The following is a 21,797-nucleotide window of genomic DNA, read 5'->3' as shown; positions in this document are numbered from 1 at the left end:
CGAACCCACAGGAGGCCACGGTGTCCACCGTCCCCACCCCTGCCCCACGACGTCTGATCGGCGTCGGTGTCGGCCCAGGAGATCCCACTCTCACCACCATCAAAGCTGCGCTGGCGCTGAGGGCGGCCGACGTCGTCCTCGTCCCCGCGACGGAGGCCTCCGGCGACGGTCCGGGCCGGGCTGAGCTGATCGTCGCGGAGGTCGCGCCCGACGCGCGGATCCGGCGCATCCCGTTCTCCATGGCGGACCGAAGCGGCGTCTCGGACCGGCGGAAGGAGGCGTGGCTGACCTCCGCGTCGGCCGCGCTGGAGGAATTCGACGGCGGGGCCCAGCGCGTGGCCTTCGCCACCGTCGGCGATCCGTCGGTGTACTCGACGTTCTCGTACCTGGCGGCGCACGTCGTGGAGTCGCGGCAGGGCGTCGAGGTGGAGGTGATTCCCGGGATCACAGCGATGCAGGCCCTGGCCGCGGAGTCGAAGACGCCGCTCGTGGAGGGGCAGGAGATCCTGGCGCTGGTGCCGGTCACCGTCGGCCTCGACCGGGTGCGGGAGTTGTTGGGAGCCGCAGACACCGTGGTCGCCTACAAGGGTGGCCGGAAGCTGCCCGAACTGGTGCGCGTGCTCCGGGATGAGGGGCGCGACGCCGTGCTGGGCGTCAACGTGTCCCTCGAGGGGCAGCGGCTCGTGGCGCTGGACGACCTGACCGACGACGAACGGGCGCCCTACTTCTCCACCGTGCTGAGCGCCCCGCGCCGCACGGGGACGGGCGGTGCGCTGTGAGCGGCAAGGTGGTGTTCGTCGGCGCCGGTCCGGGCGCCGCTGATCTCATCACGCTGCGCGGGGCGCGCGTGATAGGGGAGGCCGACATCGTCATCTGGGCGTCCTCGCTGGTGCATCCCGACATCGTCGCGGGCGTGAAACCGGGGGCCGAGGTCATCGATTCCGCTTCCGCCTCGCTGGAGGACATCGCGCCCCTCTACGAGCGGGCCCGCGACGAGGGGCTCACCGTCGCCAGGGTGCACACCGGCGACCCCTCCCTCTACGGCGCCACCGCGGAGCAGCGCGACCTGATCCGCGAGCTGGGGCTCGACTTCGAATCCGTGCCCGGCATCTCCGCCTTCTCGGCCGCGGCCGCGCGCATGGAGGTGGAGATCACGGTGCCGGAGGTGTCGCAGTCGCTGATCCTCACCAGGCTGGAGGGCGGCCGCACGCCGATGCCCCAGAAGGAGACCGTGCGCTCGTTCGCCGCGCACGGCGCCACCATGGCGCTGTACCTGTCCGCGGCGCGCAACAAGGTGCTGCAGGACGAGCTCCTGGCGGGCGGCTACCCGCCGGGGACCCCGTGCATCGTCGGGTACCGCGTGACCTGGCCCGACGAGATGCTGCTGCGCTGCACCCTCGACGAACTCTCGGCGACGATGCGCGAGCACAAGCTGTGGAAGCACACCGTCGTCCTGGTGGGCCCGGCGCTGGCTGAAGGACCGCTCAGTACCCGGTCGCATCTCTACCATCCCGGGTTCCGGCACGAGTACCGCGCGGCCGAACCTCAGGCGCAGGCAGACCTGCGCGCCCACGGCACGCGGGGCGTCACGGAGGAACTGTCATGATCCACGTCCACGGTTACCTGGGGCAGCTCGCCCCGGAGACGGTTGCGCTGGCCGAGCGGGCGGCGCTGGTGGTGGGCGGCCGGCGGCACCTGGAGGCCTTGGGGGTGGAGGAGCCGCGCCGGGTGGTGCTCGGCGCGCTGACCCCGGCGCTGGAGCGGCTGCGCTCCCTGCCGGACGGCGCCGACGCGCTGGTGATCGCCAGCGGCGACCCCGGCTTCCACGGCATCGTGCGCCGGCTCCGTGCCGACGGCTTCGAGCTCTCGGTGCGGCCGGCGGTGAGTTCCGTGGCGGCCGCCTTCGCCGCCGTCGCGCTGCCCTGGGATGACGCCGTCGTGGTCTCCGCCCACGGGCGCCCCATCGACGACGCCGTGGCCGCGGCGCGCAGGCACCCGAAGGTCGCGGTGCTCACCGGGCCGGGTACCGGCCTGCGCGAGATCGCGGCTGCGCTCGCCCCTGCCGAGGGGGTGCGTTTCGTCGTCGCCGAACGGCTGGGGGAGGCCGACGAACGGGTGCGCTGGTTCTCGCCCGAGGAGGCGCTGACGGCAGAAGTGGCGGAGCCCAACGTCGTGATCATCCTCGACGGCCCGGGCCTCCGCCCTTCGACCGGCTCAGGGAACGTGATCGGTCAGGTCACCAACTCGGCGGCGGCCCGGCGGCACGCCGACGCCATCGACGGCGTCGTCGGACCCACGCTCCGCTTCGACGGCCCGGCCCGCGAAGGGCTGGCATCCGCCTGGCAGCGGTGCGATCTCATCGTCAGCCACCTCGCCCTGGGAGCGACCTCGCGCATCATCGCGCCGTTGCTGCGGAACAAGAAGACCGACCCCGCCGTGGTCGTCGTTGACGAGGCCGGCCGGTTCGCCGTCCCGCTGGTGGGCGGGCATGCGGGCGGCGCCAACGACCTCGCCCGGCGGATCGCCGAGGCCACAGGCGCCACGCCGGTGCTGACCACCGCCACCGACGCGCTGAACATCCCCGCCCTGGACACCCTGGGCTGGGCCTACTCCGGCGACGTCGCGGCCGTCACCCGGGCCATCATCGACGGCGGGCCGGTGCTCGTGGAGAAGCGGCAGCCGTGGCCGCTGCCGCCGCTGCCGGCCAACGTGTCAGAGAACGCCGAACGCCCCGTCGCCCGCATCCTCGTCACGGACCACACGCTGGTTGAGACTGAAAGAGTCCCCACCGTCGTGTTGCATCCCCCCAGCCTCGTGGTGGGCATGGGCTGCAACAAGGGCACCTCCGCCGAGCACCTCCGCGGGCTCCTCGAGGCGACCCTCGCTGAGCACAACCTGGCCCTCGAGTCGGTGACCGCGCTCACCACCATCGACGCCAAGGCCGGCGAGCTCGGGCTGATCCAGCTCGCCCATCAGTTGGGCGTCAAGCTCCTCGACTACCCAGCCGCGGAACTGGCCGTCTTCGACGTGCCGACGCCCAGCCAGTACGCGCTGGAGCACGTCGGCACACCGTCGGTCTCGGAGGCCTCTGTGATGGCGCGCGGCGCCGACCTCATCGTGCCCAAGCAGAAGACCCAGGACGCCACGTGCGCCGTCGGCCGTATCCCCGCGCGGGGGCGGCTCAGCGTCGTGGGGCTCGGCCCCGGGGTCCGCGACCTCCTCACGCCCCGCGCGAAGCAGCGTCTCCAGCAGGCCACCTACGTCGTCGGGTACGCCCCGTACGTCAAGCAGATCCGCGACCTCATCCGCCCCGGCGCCCGCATCATGGCCACGAAGATGGGCACCGAGGAGGAGCGCACGGCCTCGGCGATCGACGCGGCCCGGGCCGGCGAGAACGTCGCCCTGGTCTGCGGCGGCGACCCGGCGATCTATGCGATGGCCAGCCCCGTGCTGGAGCAGGGCACCGACGGCGTGGACGTCGACGTCGTGCCCGGCGTGACCGCCTCGCTCGCGGTCTCCGCCATCCTCGGCGCGCCGCTGGGCCACGACCATGCCACCATCTCGTTGTCCGACCTGCACACCCCCTGGGAGTCCATTGAGCGGCGCCTCCACGGCGCCTCCGTCGGCGACTTCGTCACGGTCCTCTACAACCCGCGCTCCCGCAAGCGTGTGGCGCATCTCCCGCGGGCCCTGGAGATCCTCGGCGAGCACCGCCCGGCCGACACCCCGGTGGCGGTGGTGCAGCAGGCGGAGCGACCTCGGCAGAAGGTCATCCTGAGTACGCTGGCGGAGTTCCGGCCCGAGTGGGTGGACATGAATTCCCTTGTCGTGGTGGGCTCGTCGTCGACGAAGTACGTCACGTCCGGCGGGGGGCGCCAGCTGATGGTCACCCCGCGGGACTACACCTGGATGGATCCGGCGGTTCCAGAGGGGCAGGGAATACACCGGACAGGGTCGGTGGTTCTGGAGGAGCAGGGCACCGTGAACGAGCTGCAGGCTCACCAAGGACCGGCGCCCGAACTACACCCCAAGGACAACGCATGAGGACCCCCCTGTTGATCGCGGCCCACGGCACGCGGCTCGAAGCGGGAGTGGAGGCGTGCCTGGAACTCGCCCAGTTGGTGCGCGAAAGGGTGCCAGGCGTGCCGGTCAGCGTGGGGTTCGTCGAACTCACTGAGCCGTCCATCACCGCAGCCCTCACCCAGGCACTGGAGCAGCATGGGCCGCGCGCCGTCGTCGTCCCGCTGATGCTGGGCACCGGCGGGCACGTGCGCTCCGATATCCCGGAGTTCATTGCGGAGGCTCGCTCGGCGGTGCCCTCAGCGCACGTGGATTACGCGGCGCATCTGGGCCCGCATCCGCGCCTGATGGAGGCCGTCGAGGGCCGGCTCCACGCGGCCCGCGGCGATTGGGCCCCTGCCGAGACCAGCGTCGTGTTCGTGGGCCGTGGCGCCCTGGTGCCGGACGCGAACGCCGATCACGTGCGCCTGGCTCGCATGCTGCTGGAGCGGGGGGAGTGGGCCGACGTCGAACCGGCGTTCATCCAGGTCACCCGCCCGTCGCTGCCCACCGCCCTGGATCGTTCGTACGCGGCGGGGGCACGCCGCATCGTGGTGATGGGGCACTGGCTGTTCCCCGGCATGCTCAGCACCTGGACGCAGCGGCAGACCGACGAATGGGCCGCCGCCCACCCAGATGCCGAGGTGCGGGTGGCCGACGTGATCGGGGCGTGCGCTGAACTGGCCGACGTGGTGGTGGAGCGCTACCTGGAGATGCTGCCGGAGGCGCCGCCGCATGGGTCGCCCACCTATCTGGCGGGGCTGTTGCTGCGCAACCGAGACGTGCTGGTGCTGGGCGGCGGCAAGGTCGCGGAGCGCCGTGTGCCACGGCTGCTGGAGGCCGGGGCGCGGCTGAGGGTGGTGGCGCCCCATCTGACGCCCGCGCTGCGGGCGCTCGCTGAGGAGGGCCGGTTCGAATGGATCCGGCGGGCGTTCCTCGATTCCGACCTGGGCGACGCCTGGTACATCCTCGCCGCCACCGATGACCCGACGGCGAACCGCGCCGCCTCCCAGATGGCCGAGGCGCACCACCGGTTCTGCGTGCGGGCCGACGACGCACGGGCCGGCACCGCGTGGACGCCGGCAACGGCGGACGCCCACGGGCTGACGGTCGCGGTGATCGGCAACCGGGACCCGCGCCTGTCCCGCGCGGTCCGCGACGCGGTGGTTGCCATCGTCGCGGACCCCGACTCCTGAGCGTCGTGTCCTGAGCCAGCCCCACCTCAGCGGGCGGGTTGCCAGACTACGGCGGTGCGGGCGATGAGTTCCTCGAGCCGGTTGAAGTCAGGGGGCTCGGGTTGGTCCGGGCAGGGTGGTGCCTTGGCTGACGGGGTGAGTTCGCGCAGCAGGTGCCTGCGGTGTTGCCTGGGTCTGCGGGCTGGGTCGATGTGTCGGGGTGGGGTGAACCACGGCTTTCCGGTGTCCGGGTCGAGGTGGACCTGCCACTGTGATTCGGTTGATTGTTGTGGGTCTGGTTCGATGAGCCGGTGGTGGTGCGGACACAAAAGCACCGCATTGCCTAGACAGCTGGTTCCGCCTGCCCACCAGGGGACGATGTGGTGCGCCTCACACGAGGCAGGTCTGGCGGTGCAGCCGGGAAACGCGCAGCCTCCGTCGCGCAGTGCGAGGGCGGTGCGGATCCCGGCGGGGAACAGGCGGTGTTTGCGGCCCACGTCCAAGGGTTGGGATTTGGTGCCGAGGACGACGGGGATCAGATCTGCGTCGCAGGCCAAATGTCTGGCGTCGGCGGCGGATAGTCCGCCCTGGCCGTGGCCGCCGAGGACGTCGACGCGTCCCAGCCCGGTGAGCAGGGTGTCGTAGTTGACGGTGATGTGGACCTGGGGCCGGTCTCCGCCGTGGGCGGGGAGCTTCCCGGTGGCGGCTGCGGTCTGGACCAGGATCATCAACGCGTCCGCGCGCCGCACAGCCGGATCCGACGGCTCATCCGAGTCGCGGTACGAGGATGCCGGCGGCGTCACCGCGTCCAGTTGGGCGGCGAGCAGTTCTACCTGGGCGGTGGGGAGCTTGCCGCTGAACCGCGACGACCCGTGATGGTCCGGGGTGATGATCAGGAACCGGCTGCGGTGGGCGGCGCGGTCTTGCGCGTCGAGCCTCTTCTTGTCCTCGGCTTCGGCGCCGTCGGGGTCGATCACCCGGAACACGTGACTGGCCAGCTCCCGCAACTCGTCCGGGCCGAGGTTGCGAACCTCGGCCAGCACCGATTCCTGGCACTTCACCAACTCTGCACGCGTCACAACGTTGGGGAGCTTCCGTAGCCCGGAGACGATCGCTTCGGCCTGCGCCAACGAGATCTCCCCGTCGTTCAACGCCGCGGCGATCAGCGGGAACCGCTCCCCGAGATCCATCGCGAGCTTCAGCGAAGCGGTGGCCTGACCGGTGGTGGTGCGCACGGATTGGCGGACCTCTTCGACGACTCCGTCGGCGGCGGAGAGGCGGGCCTCATGGAGGAGGTGGAGTCGCAGACCGGCCAGTTGCGCCTCGGCCTCGGTGACGGTGTGCACCATGTGGGCCAACCGTTCTGCGGCCGGTGAATCAGTTAGGAGTGAGCCTGCGGCGTCCCAGAGCGCAGCGATGCCCTGCTGCATCAGTTCCCGCGCTTCGCTCATGTGAACTATTTTAAGGGAACGCACGGTCTAAAACAAGGCAAAACACGTTGTCAGACGCAACTTGTGCTAGCACTGACCTCTGACAATTCCCGTCGTCACGTGGCCGATCACGGGCGGGTGGGCATCGCGGTCGGCGTCGGTATCCTTCGACCAGTTGCAGGCGGCAGGCTCAGGCGTCGAGCCCCACCCGCCGCAACAGGTAGGTGTCGAACATCCATCCCTTACGGGCCGCGGCGTCGGCCCGCACCCGGGTGATCTCCTCCCGGACGTCGGCCAACGGGCCGCTGACAAGGATCTCATCCGGCGTGCCCAGGTACGCGCCCCAGTAGATCTCGATGCCGGCGGGATCGATCGTCGCGAAGGTCTGCTTACCGTCGAGCATCACGACGACGTCGTCCACGCCGTCGGGCAGCCCGTCGGCCAGGAGCCGCGCTGGGCTGATCTGCACGGCCCTGCCCTGCCGGTTGAGCGGGATGCGGTGCCGCGCCGCCAGCGCCAGCACGCAACTGATCCCCGGGAGCACGCGCACGGAGAACGGTTCGACGGCGGCTTCCGCGATCCGCTCGACGATGGCCAGCGTCGACTCGTACAGGCTGGGGTCGCCCCACACCAGGAAGCCGCCGGTTTCGTCGGCGCCGAGCGCCCCGTCGATGGCGGCGCCCCACTGCTCGAAGCGCTGCTGCCGCCACCGGGTCACAGCGGCGGGATAGTCGGGCGTGCTGCGCCAGGGCCGGGGCGGGTCTGTCAACTCCACCACGCGCAAACCGGGAAGATCAGATCCCCGGTGCCGGGCCACCAGGTCACGCCGGAACGCGACGGGCTCCTCGTACTCGTCCTCCTTGATCACCACGAACAGGACGTCGAGTTCGCGGATCGCCGCGACCGCTTCGAGCGTGAGCCAGTTCGGGTCGCCCGCGCCGATGCCGATCAGCGCCACCTCGCGGCCCATCACCCCTCCTGCCGGGACGTGTTGGTCAGCTCGTCCACGCTGGCGATCGCGTTGACCGCGGCCACCGTCAACGCCGAGCCGCCGCGTCGGCCGTGCACCACCAGGTACTCCAGGCCGAGGCTGTTGGCGGCCAGCGCTGCCTTCGATTCCGCGGCGCCCACGAAGCCCACCGGGATGCCCACCACGGCGGCGGGCCGGACCCCGGTTTCTGCCACCATCTCGAGCAGCCGGAAGAGCGCGGTGGGGGCGTTTCCAATGGCGACGACGGCGCCGTCGAGGCGGGGCAGCCACAGGTCGATGGCGGCCATCGTCTTGGTCATGCCCTTGTCAGCAGCCAGTTGGGCCAGCGCCGGGTCCTTGATGTGGCAGATCACCTCGTTGTCGCGCGGGAGACGCGAGCGGATGATGCCCGTGGCCACCATCGACGAGTCGCAGAAGATGGGCGCCCCGGCCAGCAGCGCGGCGTTGGCCGCGGCCACGACCCCCGGCGTGAAGTCCACGTCGTCGGCGAGGTCGGTGGCCGCGCTGGCGTGCACCATGCGCACCACGACGCGGCTGACGTCGTCGGGGAAGCGCTCCAGGTTGGTTTCCTCCCGGATGATGCGGAAGCTCTCGCGGTAGATCTCGGAGCCGTCGGTGAGGTAGTCGTAGGTCACGCCGACACCGTAGTGCACCCCCCGGCGGCCCTCGGGACGGGTGTCTGGTTGGATGGGGACACAACACAAAAACCCTCGTGAGGAGACCAGGAAGCCGGAACGAGCCGGCACGGTCGCGCCACTGTGAACCGCCCAGCCGGGCGGAGAGTCAGGAACTGGATCCCCACCACCCGATCGCCGGGACGCGACATCCCGGCCGAAAGGAATCCCCATGCACATCGCAGAGGGGATGCTGCCACCGCTGCATTGCGCAGCCTGGTTCGCAGCGTCCGCACCGTTCGTGATCCACGGCGCCGTCGCCGTGGTGCGGAGTTCACGCGAGCGCCCGGAGAACAAACTGCTCATCGCCGCCGTCGGTGCCTTCACGTTGGTGCTGAGCGCGCTCAAGCTGCCGTCGGTGACCGGTTCATCGTCGCATCCCACCGGTACGGGGCTGGGTGCCGCGGTGTTCGGCCCGTCCGTGATGGCGCTCATCGGCACGCTGGTGCTGCTGTTCCAGGCGCTGCTGTTGGCGCACGGGGGCCTCACCACACTCGGCGCCAACATCTTCTCCTTCGCGGTGGCCGGCCCGTGGGCCGCCTACGGCGCCTTCCGCCTCGTCCGGGCCCTGCGCCCGCCGGCATGGCTGCCGGTGTGCTGCGCCATGTTCGTGGCCAACCTCACCACGTACCTGGTCACCTCCGCGCAGTTGGCGCTGGCGTACCCCGACGCTGCGGGCGGCTTCGCTGCAGCCTTCACCAAGTTCGCCACGGTGTTCGCGCTCACGCAGATCCCCCTCGCCGCGGCAGAGGGCGTGCTGGGCGTCCTGGTTTTCGGGTTCCTGGCGCGCGCCGCGCGCCCCGAACTGGTGCGCCTGGGCCTGCTCAGAGAGGGCACCCATGTCTAGGGGGAGGTTCCGCACCTGGGAGCTGGTCACCGTCATCGCCCTCATCGCCGCGCTGGTGGTGGGCTACCTCCTCGCGGTGGTCTTCGCTCCCGACGGCGCCACTTTCGAGGGAACGGATGCGACGGTGGGGGCGATGCTCCCCGCCGAGCCCTGGGCAGAGCCCCTCTTCTCGCCCGCGAGCTACGGGCCGGAGGTGGAGGCCGGCCTCTTCGCCATCCAGGCGGGCGTCGGGGGAGTCGTTCTCGGGTTCCTGCTGGGCCGCCTGACCCGTCGTCGCGTCCCTCCCGACGCGACGGAGGAGTAGGGCCATGGCGCACCTGGCGACGGTCGACGACGCGGCCTGGGGGTCGCCGTGGCGCGCGCGTCCCGTCGGCATCGGGGTGGCCTTGTCGCTCGCCCTGGTCCTCACGGCGCTGGTGACCCCGGCCTGGCCCGGGTCCGCGCTGGTGGCTGCGGTCGCCGTCGCGCTGATGCTGGGTTCCGCGCGGATCCGGGCCTCCCTCGTGGCGCTCGTCACGGTGCCGCCGGTGGTCTTCATCGCCGTGGGGGTCCTTCCGCTCGCCGTGCAGGTGGGCGGCTCTGCCGTGCTCTCGTGGGCACCCGACGGCGGGGCCAGGGCGCTCGATGTGCTGGCGCACGGCGTCGCCGGCACGCTCGCCCTGCTGCTGCTGGTCACCACCACGACCATGGTGGACCTGCTCGCCTGGTGTCGCGGGTTGCGCATCCCGGCACCGCTGCTGGAGATCGCCGAGCTGATGTACCGGCTGGTGTTCGTACTGCTGAGCACCGCCGTCGCCCTGCAGCAGGCGCAGCAGGCCAGACTGGCCGCCGACGCGCCGTTCACCCGCCGGCTGCGCTACGCCGCCGACGCCACCGGCACCGTCCTGCTGCGCACCTGGGACCGCGCCACGCGCCTGCAGCACGGCCTGGCGCTGCGCGGCTACGAGGAGGACCTGCCGACCCTGCGGCCCGCCCCGGGCGCTGCCGGGCTGAGCGTGCTGCGCGACGCCGCGCTCGTCGTCGGCATCTGGCTCGCCGTCTGGGCGGTGGCGTGATGCTGGTTGCCGAGGAGATCACGGTCGCCTACCCGGAACGTCCCGTGCTGGCCGGCGCGTCTGTCCAGGTGGGGCGCGGGAAGGTGGCGCTGCTCGGCGCCAACGGGTCCGGGAAGACCACGCTGTTGCAGTCGTTGGCCGGGGCCCTGGAACTGCGCTCCGGCCGGGTGCTCCTCGACGGTCAGCCGCTGCAGCGGTCGCGGGCCGGGCTGCGCGCCCACCGTCGCCGCGTGCAGCTCGTGTTGCAGGACCCCGACGACCAGTTGTTCTCCGCCGACGTGCGCCAGGACGTGTCGTTCGGGCCGCTCAACCTGGGACTGTCCGAGACCGACGCCGCAGTGCGGGTGGACGAGACGCTGCGGCAACTGGGCATCGCGCACCTCGCCGCGCGGCCGACGCATCGCCTCAGCTACGGCGAGCGGAAGCGGGTGGCGCTCGCGGGCGCCGTCGCGATGCGGCCCGACTACCTGTTGCTGGACGAACCCACCGCGGGCCTCGACCCCGAGGGCGTCCACGAACTGCTCGCGGCCCTGGACGGCCTCGACGCCGGGATCCTGCTGGCCACGCACCATGTGGCGTTCGCGCTGGCCTGGGCCGACGAGGTCGCCGTGGTGGTGGACGGCCGGGTGCGGCAGGGGCCGGTGTCGCTGCTGAACGACGCTGCGCTGCTGACCGCCGCCCGGCTCCACCGCCCGTGGCCGCTGGAGCTCGCCGGCCGCCTAGGGTTGGCCGGCACCCCCAGACACCTCGACGACGTCACCGCTCTGCTGGAGGCACGATGATCAACGACCCGCACTGCACCGTCCTCGGCCGCACCCCCGGCCTGCCGGAGGAGGTCTTCGAGCACGACGGGCTGATCACGAAGCGGACGCTGCGCGCAGGCGCGCTCGGGCACCTGCGGCCGATGCCGGGTGAACTGTTGTGGGACCTGGGCGCCGGCGCCGGGTCGGTGGGCATCGAGTGGTGCCGCGCGGCGGAAGGCTGCCGCTGCGTCGCTGTGGAACGGGTCGACCGGCGGGCTGACCGGGCGGAGGCCAACGCCCGGCGGTTGGCGCCGGCCGGGAGCTACACGCTGGTCCGGGGCGCCGTCGAGGACGGGCTCGCCGAGCTGCCGGACCCCGACGCCGTGTTCATCGGCGGCGGCGCGACGCCCGCCCTGGTGGAACAGGCCATCGGCCGGCTGCCGGAGGGCGGCCGGATCGTCGTGCACGGCGTGACCGTGGAGGCCGAAGAGGTGTGCGTCGCGGCCCATCGACGGTGGGGCGGCGCGCTGGCGAGGGTCGGCGTCGAGCACGCCGAGCCGATCGGTCGCCTGCTGGGCTGGACCCCGGCGCGCACCGTCGTGACGTGGGCGCTGCAGCGATGAGCACGAAGGAACTGCGCAACCGGCCCGTCCTCGCCGTCCACACGGGCGACGGGAAGGGCAAGACCACCGCCGCCGTCGGCATGGCCCTGCGCGCCTGGGCACAGGGCTGGAGCGTGGGCGTGTACCAGTTCGTGAAGTCGGCCAAGTGGCGCACCGGGGAGCAGGCGGCGTTCGCGGCGCTGCCCGGCGACGTCACGTGGGAGAGGATGGGCACCGGCTGGAGCTGGTCGCGGGCCCACACCGCCTCTGACCCGGAGACCGGGGCGCGCGAAGGATGGGCACGGATCCGCGAAGGCATCGCCGAGGAGCGACACCGCTTCTGGTTGCTGGACGAGTTCACCTACCCCATCGCCTGGGGCTGGGTGGACCTCGGCGAGGTGCTCACCGTGCTCCACGAGCGCCCGGGCACGCAGCACGTGGTCATCACCGGCCGACGGTGCCCACAGCCGCTCATCGACGCTGCGGATCTCGTCACCGAGATGGTGCCCGTGAAGCATCCCTTCACGCAGGGCCAGCGCGGGCAGGCGGGCATCGAATGGTGAGCCGGATCGTGGTGGCCGCGCCGTCGTCGGGCAGCGGGAAGACCACCGTCGCGACGGGCCTGATGGCGGCCCTCCGGGCGCGCGGGCTGACGGTGTCGCCGTTCAAGGTGGGGCCGGACTACATCGACCCCGGTTACCACGGCCTCGCCACCGGGCGGCCCGGGCGCAACCTGGACCCGGTGCTGTGCGGCGAGCAGTTGATCGCGCCGCTGTTCAGGCACGGGGCCGAGGGGGCCGATGTCGCCGTGGTGGAGGGCGTGATGGGCCTCTTCGACGGTCGCCTGGGCACGAGGGGCGAGGGGTCGACGGCCCATGTCGCGAGGCTGCTCGCCGCCCCCGTCGTGCTGGTGATCGACGCCCGGCACACCTCGCGCACCGTCGGCGCGGTGGCGTTGGGGATGGCGCGCTTCGACCCCGCAATCCGCGTGGCGGGGGTGATCCTCAACCAGGTGGGCAGTGACCGCCACGCGACGGAGGCCCGGGCCGCAGTCGAGGAGGTGGGCCTGCCGGTGCTCGGCGTGCTGCCGCGCAACCTCGAGATCGAGGCGCCGTCGCGGCACCTCGGCCTGGTGCCGGCGGCGGAGCGCGACGACGCGAAGATCGCCGCCATGGGCGAGGCCGTGGCCGCGCACGTCGACCTCGACGCGGTGCTGGCGGTGGCCAGGACCGCAGCACCCCTGGACGTGGTGCCATGGCGCCCGGATCCGGGCTGCGGAGTGGAGGGCACGCCCACCATCGCCGTGGCGGGGGGCCGGGCCTTCACCTTCCGCTATCCCGAGACCGACGAGTTGCTCGCCGCCGCGGGTTGCCGCGTCGTCGAGTTCGACCCCCTCCTCGACGACTCCCTCCCTGCAGGGACCCGCGGGCTCTGGCTGGGCGGCGGTTTCCCCGAGATGTATGCCGCCGAGTTGGCGGCCAATGCCACCCTGATGGGGGAGATCCGCGACTCCGTCCGCTCAGGCCTCCCCACGGTCGCCGAATGTGCCGGGTTGCTGTACCTCTGCCGAAGCCTCGACGGCGTCCCCATGGCAGGTGCGATCGAGGCGGACGCGGCGATGGCACCCCGGCTCACCGTCGGGTACCGCACTGCCACCACGGAGCGCGCCTCGCTGCTGGGCCGCCCGGGGGAGGGGATCACCGGCCACGAGTTCCACCGCACCCGGCTCCTCAACCGTCCAGCCGCCGGTCCCGCCTGGCTGCTCCCGGACCCCGACGGCGTTGCCACCGCCACGCTGCACGCGTCCTACCTCCACGTCCACTGGGCCGGCCACCCGCAACTCGCGGCCCGCTTCGCCGAGGCGGTGGGCGCATGACGGACCTGTGGCACCACGGCGACAAGGATCTCGCGCCGGGGCTCATCGACTTCGCCGTCAACGTCCGTCAGCCCCGCACCCCGGCGTGGCTGGTGGAGGCCATCATGCGCGACGCCGACTGGGCCGCCTACCCGGACCCGGAACCCGCCAGGCTGGCCATCGCGGAGCACCACGGCGTCGACCCCGCGATGGTGCTCCCGACGGCAGGCTCCGCCGAGGCCTTCACCCTCATCGCCCGCGCCGTCACCGGCTCCTCCCTGATCGTGCATCCGCAGTTCACCGAACCCGAGGCCGCTCTGCTGGCCGCCGGCCGCACACCCCAGCGCCACGTACTGACCCCCGAGAGCGACTTTCAACTCGACCCCGGCGTCGTGCCGCCGGCCGACCTGATCGTGGTGGGCAACCCCACCAACCCGACGGCGGTGCTGCACTCCGGGGCTGACCTGGCCGCGCTGCGCGCCGGGGTGCTGGTGGTGGACGAGGCCTTCCTCGACGCCGTGCCCGGCGAACCCGAGACGCTCATCGCGCCCAGCATGCCCGGGCGGCTGGTGCTGCGGTCGCTCACCAAGACCTGGGCGCTGGCCGGTCTCCGCGCGGGTTACGTCGTCGGTGACCCCGCCCTCATCGAGGCGCTCGAGCGTCAGCAGCCGCCGTGGTCCGTCTCCACCCCGGCCATCCGGGCCACGCTCGCCTGCCTCACCCCGCGCGCCCAGGCGGAGGCGGCAGGGCTCGCGCGGGACGCCGCTGCCCATCGTCGCGACCTCGTCATGCGCCTCACGGATCTCGGCCTCTACCCTGTGCCGGGGGCCGCCCCGTTCGTGCTGGTCGACACCGTGAGCAATTGGACGGGGTCACGGCGCGACACGCCGAGGAAAGCACCCCAAACCTCCGACGACCCCATCCCATTGCTCATGGAAGGGCCACGTCGAGCGCTGGCTCAGCGAGGCTTCGCCGTGCGGCGCGGGGAGACCTTCCCCGGCCTCGGTCCCACCTGGCTGCGCCTCGCCGTTCGAACACCCGGCGTGCACGCGCAGTTGGTGGCCGCCCTGCGTCAGGTGGCGGTGGGCCGGTGACGGACCCACGCCAAGGCGTCCTCGACGCTCGCCACCTCGTCGGCCCGCGGCAGGTCGGGCCGCCGCAGCACGATCACCTCGGCCCCGTACTCCTCGGCGACGGTCAGCTTGGCCTCAGTGGCCGCGCCTCCCGAGTCCTTGGTCACCACCACGCCGATCCCGTACCGGCGGAACAACTCCCGCTCGCCGTCAACGGTGAACGGCCCGCGGACAGTCAGCACCTCCCAGCCCGCCGGAAGGGTCTGGGAGGGAGCCTCCGCCACCCGCGCGACCACGCGATGCCCCGCCAGCGCCGGCACATAGTCGACGGTGTGCTGCCGCCCCACGGTGAGCAGCACCGTCCGCTCGCCCTCGGCAGCCGCAGCCGCGGCCTCGGCGTGCGAATCCACCCAGCGCCACGTCGCTGCGAGGGGGTGCCCGCCCCAGCCGGGCCGCACCACACGCAGCAGCGGCACCCCTGCCCGGGCGCAGGCGGCCACGGCGTTGGCCGACATGGTGGCGGCGAACGGATGCGTCGCATCCAGCACCGCCTCGACGCGGTGCTCCCGCAGGTGCGACACCAAGCCCTCGGCGCCGCCGAAGCCGCCGCGCCGGGTGTCGCCCACCGTCAAGGGGTCCTCCGTCCGCCCGGCCAACGAGAGCACGGCCCCGCCCCCTAGCGCGGCCGCCAACCGGCGCCCCTCCGCGGTGCCGCCCAGAATCAAGATCACCCCACCATCCAACCCGAAGGAAACCCATGTCGCTGCTCGACACCACACTCGCCGCCATCCAGCCCGTCTCCGCGGAGGCGTTGGCCGCCGCTGAGGAACGCCAGAACCAGCTGACCAAGCCGCCCGGCAGCCTCGGCCACCTGGAGACGGTGGGCAACCGGCTGGCCGCCATCGCCGGCGTCTGCCCGCCCCCCATCCCGGAGCCCGCCGTGATCGGCCTCTTCGCCGGCGACCACGGTGTCTGCGCGCAGGGTGTCAGCCCCTGGCCCCAGGAGGTCACGGTGCAGATGATGCTCAACATAGGAGCCGGTGGCGCGGCCATCAACGCCCTCGCCCGCCAGGCCGGGGCCACCGTCTGGGTCACCAACGTCGGCGTCGCCAACGACGCACCCGAGCACCCCGCCATCCGGAACCGCCGCGTGCGCCCCGGCACCGCCGACTTCACGGAGGGACCCGCCATGACGCTCGACGAGGCCCGCGCCGCCGTCGAGGTGGGCATCGAGACAGCCCTCGAGGCCATCGACGGCGGGGCGAAGTGCCTGCTCACCGGCGAGATGGGCATCGGCAACACCACGCCGTCGAGCGCTCTGATCTCCGTGTTCACCGGCACCGGCGCCGCCACTGTCACCGGCCGCGGTGCAGGCGCCGACGACGAGATGCTGAACCGCAAGGTGGACGTCATCGAGCGCGGCATCGCGCTCCACCGGCCCGACTCCACTGACGCGCTGGGCACCGTCGCCGCCATCGGCGGGCTCGAGCAGGCCGCCATCGCAGGGTTCATCCTGGGCGCCGCCTCGCGCCGGGTGCCGGTCATCCTCGACGGTGTCATCGCGTGCTCCGCGGCGTGCGTCGCGGTCGCCTTCAACGACGACGTGCGCGGCTACCTCGTCTCCGGCCATGCCGGTGCCGAGCCGGGCATCCAGGCCGCCGTCACGCACCTCGGGCTCCGCCCGCTCGTCGACCTCGGCCTCCGCCTCGGCGAAGGGTCCGGCGCCGCCGTCGCGCTGCCCATGGTCCAGGCGGCCGCCCGTATCCTGAGCGAGATGGCGACCTTCGCCAGCGCAGGCGTCTCGGAGGGCTGATGCAGTTCACAGGTGGTGGCACCGCGTTGGTGCTGGGTGGGGCCCGATCGGGCAAGTCGACCTGGGCCGAGGCCCAGTTCGCGGGAGTCGCCGACGTGGAGTACGTGGCGACCTCCGAACTGCGCGACGGCGACACCGAGTGGGCGCACCGCGTGGCCCTCCACCGTGAGCGCAGGCCCGGCACCTGGCGCACCACGGAGACCCTCGACATCGGCGCCGTCCTCGAGGCCGACGACGAGGCGCCCGTCCTGGTGGACTGCGTCGCCGTCTGGTTCGACCGCGTCCTCCTCGAGGCCGGGGCCTGGGACGACGCGCCCGGCTGGCGCGACACCGTCGCGGCCCGGACACAGTCCCTCGTCGAGGCGGTGCGCGCCACCCGCCGCAGCGTCATCCTCGTCAGCAACGAGGTGGGTCTGGGCGTGGTGCCCGCCACCGCCTCCGGGCGCCTCTACCGCGACGAGTTGGGTCGCCTCAACGCCAGCCTTGCCACGGCCGTCGACGAGGTCTGGTTCTGCGTGGCCGGCATCGCGAAGCGGTGGGCATGAATCCGCTCGGCGCGGCCACGGGGCTGTTCACCATCATCCCCGTGCGCGCGTTCGAGGTGGACCGCCGGCTCGCTGCCCGCGCCATGGCCGCCTTCCCCTGGCTGGGGCTGCTGATCGGCGCCGCTGGGGGAGCGGTCGTGTTCGGCGCCTGGCACCTCGCCGGCCCGTTCCTGGGGGCCATGCTCGGCCTTGCGCTCCTCGCCGGAGTCACCGGCGCGATGCACCTCGACGGGGTGGCTGACACCGCCGACGGCCTCGGCTCCCGCCGCCCACCGGCGGAGGCGCTGGTGATCATGCGCCGCTCCGACATCGGACCGATGGGGGTGGCCACCCTCGTCCTCGTGCTGCTGATCGACGCTGCCGCCCTCGCCTCCATGCCCACTCCCTTGCTGGGCGGGGTGGCGCTGGCGGCCGCGGCCGCCGCGGGTCGGCTGGGCATCACCGTGGCGAGCGTCTCGAAACTCTCGGCCCGGCAGCAGGGTTTCGGGGCGCTCTTCGTGGGCGTCACGAAGTTCAGGACCGCGGCGATCACCCTGGTCGCCGTCGCCGTCGTCGTCCTCGGTGGTGCCTGGTGGGCCGGCGGCTACCAGACGCTGCTCGCCGCAGCGATCGGCCTGGCGGCCGCGGCTCTCGTCGGCGCGCTCTGGAGCCGGCACCTCCTGACCCGGCTGGGGGGCTGGACGGGCGACACCTTCGGCTCGCTGATCGAGGTCATCCAGACGGTGTTCCTCGTGGCGTTCGCGCTGGCCGCCTGAGGTCGATCGCGTCCACCTCCGTCAGCGGCCCTGCCACGTCCGCCGCGTCGTACCGCAGGAGGCTGAGCCGGGTCACGGGCAGCGCGATCGACGGCGACTCCCACCCGGCGGCCCGCCCGGCCAACTCGCTCAGCGGCGCCGACACCGCGTACAGCCCGATGGTCACGTGCGGCACGTACGGCCGCCGTCGGTCCTCCCGGAGCGCCCGGGCCACGGCCTGCAACTCGGGTGCCTCCGCGCGCAGGTACGGCACCATCTGGAACGTGTCCCAGCCGCCGATCCGCACCTCGAACGGCGCCAGGCCCAACGCCTCGACGGCGGCCCGGTCCGCGTCGATCCGCTCGGGGGTGTACGGCTCATCCTCCGGGGTGGCGCCGGGCTTCGGCACCGGCCCGCCGTAGCCGACGGTGATGTGGGGCTGGCGGTCATAGCGCGGCAGCAGCACGTCGGCCCAGTGGGCGCGGGCGGAGTCGACGGCGGCGCGCACGTCGTCGACGTCAGCCAGCACGGCCCAGATCAGGGCGTGGTCCGCGCCGCCGCGCCACTGGGTGAAGTCGCGGTCGTGGCACGCGATGGAGTGCAGCGTCACTTCGGCGGTTCGCCGCCCTGCGGCCAGTTGCCCTTGAGGAGCTCGGCGCCCCGCACCAGGTCCTCCAGTCCCCGGGCGAGATCCAGTGCGGGGGTGCCGTGCAGGGCCCCGTCGAGGTCGCGGCCCAGCTGGGAGGTGGCCCGGTTCACCTCCGCGATCGCCCGGCGCGTGCGGGCGAACAGGTGCCCCGCATCCCCGGCGACCAGCACGTCGACCTGGGCGGCGGCGGCCTTCAGGGACTCCGCGCAGAGGAAGAAGGTGGCGCGGTGCAGGAGCGCGGCCTGCCCGAGGTACTCCGCCGACGCGCGCGTTACCGCCGCGTACTCCTGCAGCGCGTTGGCCTGCGTGTCCGCCGACGTGCGGTACGCCTGGGCGGCCTCGCCCTGCCAGGTGCCGCAATCCTGCAGCTCCTGGGCGGTGCGGAGGGCCTCGTCGAGGTGGTCCGCCTGCGCCAGCACCTCACCCTGCTGCGTCTCCAGCCGGGTGGGGACGGGGGAATGGGGGTTCAGCCGGCTGTTCACTGCACTGCGCAGCTCGCCCACCGCCTCCTCGAGATCCGCCCTGGCGGCTCGTTCGCCGTCTGCCACGAGGTAGCCGATGATCGTCTGCATCTCCGGGTGCTGACGGGCGATCTCCGCGACGGCCTCGCGGCTCTGCCTCAGATCCGCGTCCAGCACCCGTTGAGCCGAGCGTTGCAGCCCCCAGGTCGCGTCGCGCACCGCGTCGAAGTCCGCCTTCGGGGCGATGGCGTTGGCGTCCTGCTGGCGCAGCAGGCTTGCCTGCACCTGTGCCAGCCTCATCACGAGCGTCCGGGTGGTCATGCGTCCAGCCCTTCCGTGCGGCGCAGTTCGGCGACTCCCTCATCGTCGACGCGGCCGTACCGGGCCGCCGTCACGTGCAGCCGCTCGGCCATCGCCTCGAACTCCTCCACGGCGCCGGTGCGCCATGAGTCCAGCTGTTGGCTGAGGGAGTGCTGCGCCTGCTGGGCGTCATCGAACAGCCCCATACCCGCCTCGGGATGCCGCGACAATCCGGCGACCTGCTCGGCAAGCCCTGACCAGCGCTCTCCCAGCCCGTGCAACTGCGTGGGGTCTGCCTCGAACCCGTCGAGCGGTTCCGACGCCGGCGCCACCGCCACCGCACGCCCGAGAGTTGCGGTCTCACCGGCCACCATCGCCAGCCCCGCCACCTCGCTGGCCTGCTCGACGGGGGGCGCAACCTCCGCTGCCGCCGCGGGTTCGACACCGGGGCCGCCGCCGCTTGCGAGGGGAGCGGGCCCTGCGCCGCCGGCAATGCCGCCGGCACCGGTGCCGCCGCCCGCTCCGCCGCTCTGGCGCGGGAGGGCCGTGGCGTCGCCGGGGACGCCCGCTGCCGCCGGTGCTGACGCGGGGACGGACAGCGGGCCGGCAGCCGGGTCCGCCAGCCGCCCGCCGGCGCCGAGGCCGCCTGCGGGGGCGGCGGCACCACCGGCCGCGCCGCCGGCGCCGCCCATCATCATGGGAGGCATCATCCCGGGGGAGCCGCCGCCGCCCATGCCGGCCTGGGCCCCGCGGTGGGGATTGATCGTCGCCTCGAGAAGGTCTGCCGTGGCGAGGAGGTCGTCGTCCTCAGCACGGACGCCGCCCACCTGGGAGCGGGTCACGCGGAACGTGAGTTGATCCCAGAGCTCGTCGTTGCTGGTCATGCTGGATCCCTTCCGGTCACCATCCGGCGGAGGCCGGCCATCAGAATCTCATGCTCGCGCGTGATGGCGGCCAGTTCGCCGGCGGCGTCTGAGGGGGCAACGTAGCGGGCGTAGGCCTGCTGGGCGAGTCTCAACACACCGTCGTTGATCTCGCGGACGTCCGCCTCGTCCAGCCAGTCCTCGTCGAACTCGACGGCCACCAGGTGGCCCTGTTCGTCAAGCCGCACCCCCAAGGCGCCCTCCTGGACCACGCTCACCGGTTCCGACGCAGCGGGCGGGTGCTCGAGGTGCCGCTGGGCCGCCGCCTGCCAGCGCTGGTTGACGTTCTCCAACGCCAACTGGAACGTGGTGAAAGGATCCGGGCCGAAGCGCCACAGACCGGAGAAGTCCACGCCGTCGAGATCCGGCTCCGGCAGTTCCTCCGGCTCCGCGATGCGGATCCGCGCGGCGGCCAGCGCCGCCGCGAACGCGGTGCCCAGGGTGCGGTGTTCGCCCAGTTTGCGGTGCCAGATGGGGGAGACAGAAACCCTGGTCAGGCGGCCGTCCTCGAACCACAGCCGCACGATCCGCTGGGGGTCTGCGATGGAGTTGGCGGCCTCCTCCTCTCCCACCTCGTTCGAGGGGTCTGCGACGTGGACCGGCGCGAGCGGGTCGAAGTCGTCATCCAGGAGGCCGTCCATGGGCCCAGCTTGCCAAACTTCGAGGTCATTCGGTGACCAGCGCGTAGGCGGGAACTCCAAGACCCCGCCCGGGAAGCCCGGACGGGGGTCTGATGGCGGAGGATACGAGATTCGAACTCGTGAGGGCGTTAACCCAACCCGCTTTCCAAGCGAGCGCCATAGGCCTCTAGGCGAATCCTCCAGGGAGAAACTTACCGGAGTTGCGCGCCCAGCCTCAAATCCGGCCGGAAAGCAGCGACGGCGCGCCCGGGTGGGCGCGCCGTCGAAGTGCCTGGGGGAGGGTGGATCAGTTGTAGACGATCACCTTGTCGCCCACGCGGGCGATGTTGAAGAAGCGCTCCATTTGAGCGTAGTCACGCACGTTGACGCACCCACCGGAGCCGCCGCTGTAGCCCACGCGGGCGAAGTTGGCGGAGTAGTGGATGGCGATGCCGCCGTCGAAGAAGAGCGCGAACGGCATGTCCACCTTGTAGATGCTGGAGAAGTGGTCACGCGACTTCCAGCCGATCTTGAAGGCGCCGTTGCGGGTGGGAGTGGCGGTCCTGCCGAAGCGCACGTCGACGATGGTCTGCACCTTGCCGTTGATCACCCAGGCCATCTTGTTCTGGTCCTTCGAGACGCAGAACGCGCGGCCGGTCATGCAGCGCTGGTCCAGCCGGAAGCCGGACTGCACGAGCGGCTGCGTGACGACGGGCACCGGGGCGGTGGGGTACGGCACGCCGGCCGGGCGCGGGTTGCTGGCGGGGATGCTCTTGACCCACGGGCTGTACTGGCTGTCGAACTTGACGATGCCGTTGAACACCCAGTCTGTCTTCTGCGTCACCTGGCCGGTGGCCACCGACGCGGTGGTGGCGACGGCGTAGCTGCGGCAGGCACCGCGGCCGGTGGCTGCGGTGTCGCACTCGGAGCGCCACTTGCGGCCGTCCGTGGCGGTCCACTCGCCGGTGCTGCCCAACGGGTTGTTGGCCCACACGGAGCGCGGCGACGGCAGGTACGTCAGGTTGTTGAACACCCACGCGTTCTGCGTGAACCACTGGCCGTCCTTCTGGAAGACCGTGGAGGCGTAGATGCTGGTGCGGCACCGCACTGTCGTCGAGGAGTACATCTCGCACTGGGTGTACCAGTAGCGGCCGGCCACCAGGTGGTAGCCCGGGGTGACGTAGACGGCCTGCTCGGGTGTCAGCTTCGGCTGCACCGTGGGCGTGGGCGTCGGGGTGGGTGTGGGTG

The 21,797-nt window shown here is 72.3% G+C and carries 20 protein-coding genes, 1 tRNA gene and 2 pseudogenes; 13 read left to right on the top strand and 10 right to left on the bottom strand.

All coding sequences use genetic code 11. From position 1 onward, the window contains the following. Positions 1–20: 20 nt before the first annotated feature. The 4 genes from cobI to C3E87_RS07145 are packed head-to-tail and all read left to right on the top strand — an operon-like array spanning position 21 to position 5,255. Positions 21–779, top strand: coding sequence for a precorrin-2 C(20)-methyltransferase (gene cobI, locus C3E87_RS07160; protein ID WP_076061078.1), 759 nt, complete (start codon positions 21–23; stop codon positions 777–779). Next, positions 776–1,606 carry a precorrin-4 C(11)-methyltransferase gene (gene cobM / locus C3E87_RS07155; protein ID WP_076061076.1) on the top strand — a complete coding sequence of 277 codons (831 nt, stop codon included), beginning with the start codon at positions 776–778 and terminating at the stop codon, positions 1,604–1,606. The genes cobI and cobM overlap by 4 nt, the downstream gene beginning before the upstream one ends. After that, entirely contained in the window at positions 1,603–4,044 is a 2,442-nt protein-coding gene (cobJ, locus tag C3E87_RS07150; RefSeq protein ID WP_076061074.1) for a precorrin-3B C(17)-methyltransferase, read from the top strand. Before cobM ends, cobJ begins: the two co-directional genes overlap by 4 nt. After that, positions 4,041–5,255 (top strand): CbiX/SirB N-terminal domain-containing protein, encoded by a 1,215-nt coding sequence (locus C3E87_RS07145; RefSeq protein WP_076061072.1) that lies wholly within the window; start codon positions 4,041–4,043, stop codon positions 5,253–5,255. Before cobJ ends, C3E87_RS07145 begins: the two co-directional genes overlap by 4 nt. A 26-nt stretch (positions 5,256–5,281) precedes the next feature. On the opposite strand, the gene C3E87_RS07140 is transcribed toward C3E87_RS07145, so the two are convergent. The 3 genes from C3E87_RS07140 to C3E87_RS07130 form a co-directional block, all read right to left on the bottom strand. After that, positions 5,282–6,685 carry an HNH endonuclease signature motif containing protein gene (locus C3E87_RS07140; protein WP_083665474.1) on the bottom strand — a complete coding sequence of 468 codons (1,404 nt, stop codon included), beginning with the start codon at positions 6,683–6,685 and terminating at the stop codon, positions 5,282–5,284. 169 nt (positions 6,686–6,854) lie between these two features. After that, positions 6,855–7,634: a precorrin-6A synthase (deacetylating) gene (cobF, locus tag C3E87_RS07135; protein WP_076061068.1), complete on the bottom strand. Its 780-nt coding sequence runs from the start codon at positions 7,632–7,634 to the stop codon at positions 6,855–6,857. Next, positions 7,634–8,290 (bottom strand): precorrin-8X methylmutase, encoded by a 657-nt coding sequence (locus C3E87_RS07130; protein ID WP_076061312.1) that lies wholly within the window; start codon positions 8,288–8,290, stop codon positions 7,634–7,636. Before C3E87_RS07130 ends, cobF begins: the two co-directional genes overlap by 1 nt. Before the next feature lie 211 nt (positions 8,291–8,501). On the opposite strand from C3E87_RS07130, the gene C3E87_RS07125 reads away from it, so the two are divergent. From C3E87_RS07125 to C3E87_RS07095, 7 genes and pseudogenes are all read left to right on the top strand, one after another. Continuing rightward, entirely contained in the window at positions 8,502–9,176 is a 675-nt protein-coding gene (locus tag C3E87_RS07125) for an energy-coupling factor ABC transporter permease (protein ID WP_076061066.1), read from the top strand. Then, on the top strand, positions 9,169–9,480 hold the full coding sequence (locus tag C3E87_RS07120) for an energy-coupling factor ABC transporter substrate-binding protein (RefSeq protein WP_076061064.1): 312 nt from the start codon (positions 9,169–9,171) through the stop codon (positions 9,478–9,480). The genes C3E87_RS07125 and C3E87_RS07120 overlap by 8 nt, the downstream gene beginning before the upstream one ends. Before the next feature lie 4 nt (positions 9,481–9,484). Continuing rightward, a complete protein-coding gene (cbiQ, locus tag C3E87_RS07115) occupies positions 9,485–10,231 on the top strand; it encodes a cobalt ECF transporter T component CbiQ (protein WP_076061062.1) in 747 nt (248 codons plus the stop codon). Then, complete coding sequence (locus tag C3E87_RS07110; RefSeq protein ID WP_369819260.1) at positions 10,216–11,013, top strand: energy-coupling factor ABC transporter ATP-binding protein; 798 nt, start codon at positions 10,216–10,218, stop codon at positions 11,011–11,013. Before cbiQ ends, C3E87_RS07110 begins: the two co-directional genes overlap by 16 nt. Continuing rightward, entirely contained in the window at positions 11,010–11,597 is a 588-nt protein-coding gene (gene cbiT, locus C3E87_RS07105; protein WP_076061058.1) for a precorrin-6Y C5,15-methyltransferase (decarboxylating) subunit CbiT, read from the top strand. Before C3E87_RS07110 ends, cbiT begins: the two co-directional genes overlap by 4 nt. Continuing rightward, the gene (cobO, locus tag C3E87_RS07100; RefSeq protein ID WP_076061056.1) at positions 11,594–12,139 is read left to right on the top strand and encodes a cob(I)yrinic acid a,c-diamide adenosyltransferase; all 546 of its coding nucleotides are present in this window, start codon (positions 11,594–11,596) and stop codon (positions 12,137–12,139) included. Before cbiT ends, cobO begins: the two co-directional genes overlap by 4 nt. Beyond that, a pseudogene (locus C3E87_RS07095) lies at positions 12,133–14,525 on the top strand (cobyrinate a,c-diamide synthase). The gene cobO and the pseudogene C3E87_RS07095 overlap by 7 nt, the downstream one beginning before the upstream one ends. On the opposite strand, the gene C3E87_RS07090 reads toward C3E87_RS07095, so the two are convergent. Further along, positions 14,504–15,235, bottom strand: a complete 732-nt coding sequence (locus C3E87_RS07090; RefSeq protein WP_076061054.1) for a cobalt-precorrin-6A reductase — start codon at positions 15,233–15,235, stop codon at positions 14,504–14,506. The pseudogene C3E87_RS07095 and the gene C3E87_RS07090 overlap by 22 nt on opposite strands. 26 nt (positions 15,236–15,261) lie before the next feature. On the opposite strand from C3E87_RS07090, the pseudogene cobT reads away from it, so the two are divergent. Beyond that, positions 15,262–16,862, top strand: a pseudogene (cobT, locus tag C3E87_RS07085) (nicotinate-nucleotide--dimethylbenzimidazole phosphoribosyltransferase). Further along, positions 16,859–17,617 (top strand): adenosylcobinamide-GDP ribazoletransferase, encoded by a 759-nt coding sequence (locus tag C3E87_RS07075; RefSeq protein ID WP_076061310.1) that lies wholly within the window; start codon positions 16,859–16,861, stop codon positions 17,615–17,617. The pseudogene cobT and the gene C3E87_RS07075 overlap by 4 nt, the downstream one beginning before the upstream one ends. On the opposite strand, the gene C3E87_RS07070 is transcribed toward C3E87_RS07075, so the two are convergent. From C3E87_RS07070 to C3E87_RS07045, 6 genes are all read right to left on the bottom strand, one after another. Further along, entirely contained in the window at positions 17,574–18,206 is a 633-nt protein-coding gene (locus C3E87_RS07070) for a 2'-5' RNA ligase family protein (RefSeq protein ID WP_076061047.1), read from the bottom strand. The genes C3E87_RS07075 and C3E87_RS07070 overlap by 44 nt on opposite strands. After that, on the bottom strand, positions 18,203–19,027 hold the full coding sequence (locus tag C3E87_RS07065) for a hypothetical protein (protein WP_076061045.1): 825 nt from the start codon (positions 19,025–19,027) through the stop codon (positions 18,203–18,205). The genes C3E87_RS07070 and C3E87_RS07065 overlap by 4 nt, the downstream gene beginning before the upstream one ends. Further along, complete coding sequence (locus C3E87_RS07060; RefSeq protein WP_076061043.1) at positions 19,024–19,890, bottom strand: hypothetical protein; 867 nt, start codon at positions 19,888–19,890, stop codon at positions 19,024–19,026. The genes C3E87_RS07065 and C3E87_RS07060 overlap by 4 nt, the downstream gene beginning before the upstream one ends. After that, on the bottom strand, positions 19,887–20,570 hold the full coding sequence (locus C3E87_RS07055) for a hypothetical protein (protein ID WP_076061041.1): 684 nt from the start codon (positions 20,568–20,570) through the stop codon (positions 19,887–19,889). Before C3E87_RS07055 ends, C3E87_RS07060 begins: the two co-directional genes overlap by 4 nt. Before the next feature lie 93 nt (positions 20,571–20,663). Further along, a tRNA-Ser gene (locus tag C3E87_RS07050) sits at positions 20,664–20,751 on the bottom strand. Between the two features lie 105 nt (positions 20,752–20,856). After that, a partial coding sequence (locus C3E87_RS07045) for a L,D-transpeptidase (protein WP_143570936.1) occupies positions 20,857–21,797 on the bottom strand: 941 nt, incomplete at its 5' end.

The sequence above is a fragment of the Tessaracoccus sp. ZS01 genome (assembly GCF_022342445.1).
GTDB lineage: Bacteria > Actinomycetota > Actinomycetes > Propionibacteriales > Propionibacteriaceae > Arachnia.
The sequence above is the reverse complement of the archived record's forward strand: the minus strand, read 5'-3'. Positions and strand labels throughout refer to the sequence as shown.

Coding starts and splice junctions, on each gene's coding strand:
- cobJ (WP_076061074.1), top strand. CDS start 1,603: ATGATCCACGTCCACGGTTACCTGGGGCAGCTCGCCCCGGAGACGGTT.
- C3E87_RS07145 (WP_076061072.1), top strand. CDS start 4,041: ATGAGGACCCCCCTGTTGATCGCGGCCCACGGCACGCGGCTCGAAGCG.
- C3E87_RS07140 (WP_083665474.1), bottom strand. CDS start 6,685: ATGAGCGAAGCGCGGGAACTGATGCAGCAGGGCATCGCTGCGCTCTGG.
- cobF (WP_076061068.1), bottom strand. CDS start 7,634: ATGGGCCGCGAGGTGGCGCTGATCGGCATCGGCGCGGGCGACCCGAAC.
- C3E87_RS07125 (WP_076061066.1), top strand. CDS start 8,502: ATGCACATCGCAGAGGGGATGCTGCCACCGCTGCATTGCGCAGCCTGG.
- C3E87_RS07120 (WP_076061064.1), top strand. CDS start 9,169: ATGTCTAGGGGGAGGTTCCGCACCTGGGAGCTGGTCACCGTCATCGCC.
- cbiQ (WP_076061062.1), top strand. CDS start 9,485: ATGGCGCACCTGGCGACGGTCGACGACGCGGCCTGGGGGTCGCCGTGG.
- cbiT (WP_076061058.1), top strand. CDS start 11,010: ATGATCAACGACCCGCACTGCACCGTCCTCGGCCGCACCCCCGGCCTG.
- cobO (WP_076061056.1), top strand. CDS start 11,594: ATGAGCACGAAGGAACTGCGCAACCGGCCCGTCCTCGCCGTCCACACG.
- C3E87_RS07075 (WP_076061310.1), top strand. CDS start 16,859: ATGAATCCGCTCGGCGCGGCCACGGGGCTGTTCACCATCATCCCCGTG.
- C3E87_RS07065 (WP_076061045.1), bottom strand. CDS start 19,027: ATGACCACCCGGACGCTCGTGATGAGGCTGGCACAGGTGCAGGCAAGC.
- C3E87_RS07060 (WP_076061043.1), bottom strand. CDS start 19,890: ATGACCAGCAACGACGAGCTCTGGGATCAACTCACGTTCCGCGTGACC.
- C3E87_RS07055 (WP_076061041.1), bottom strand. CDS start 20,570: ATGGACGGCCTCCTGGATGACGACTTCGACCCGCTCGCGCCGGTCCAC.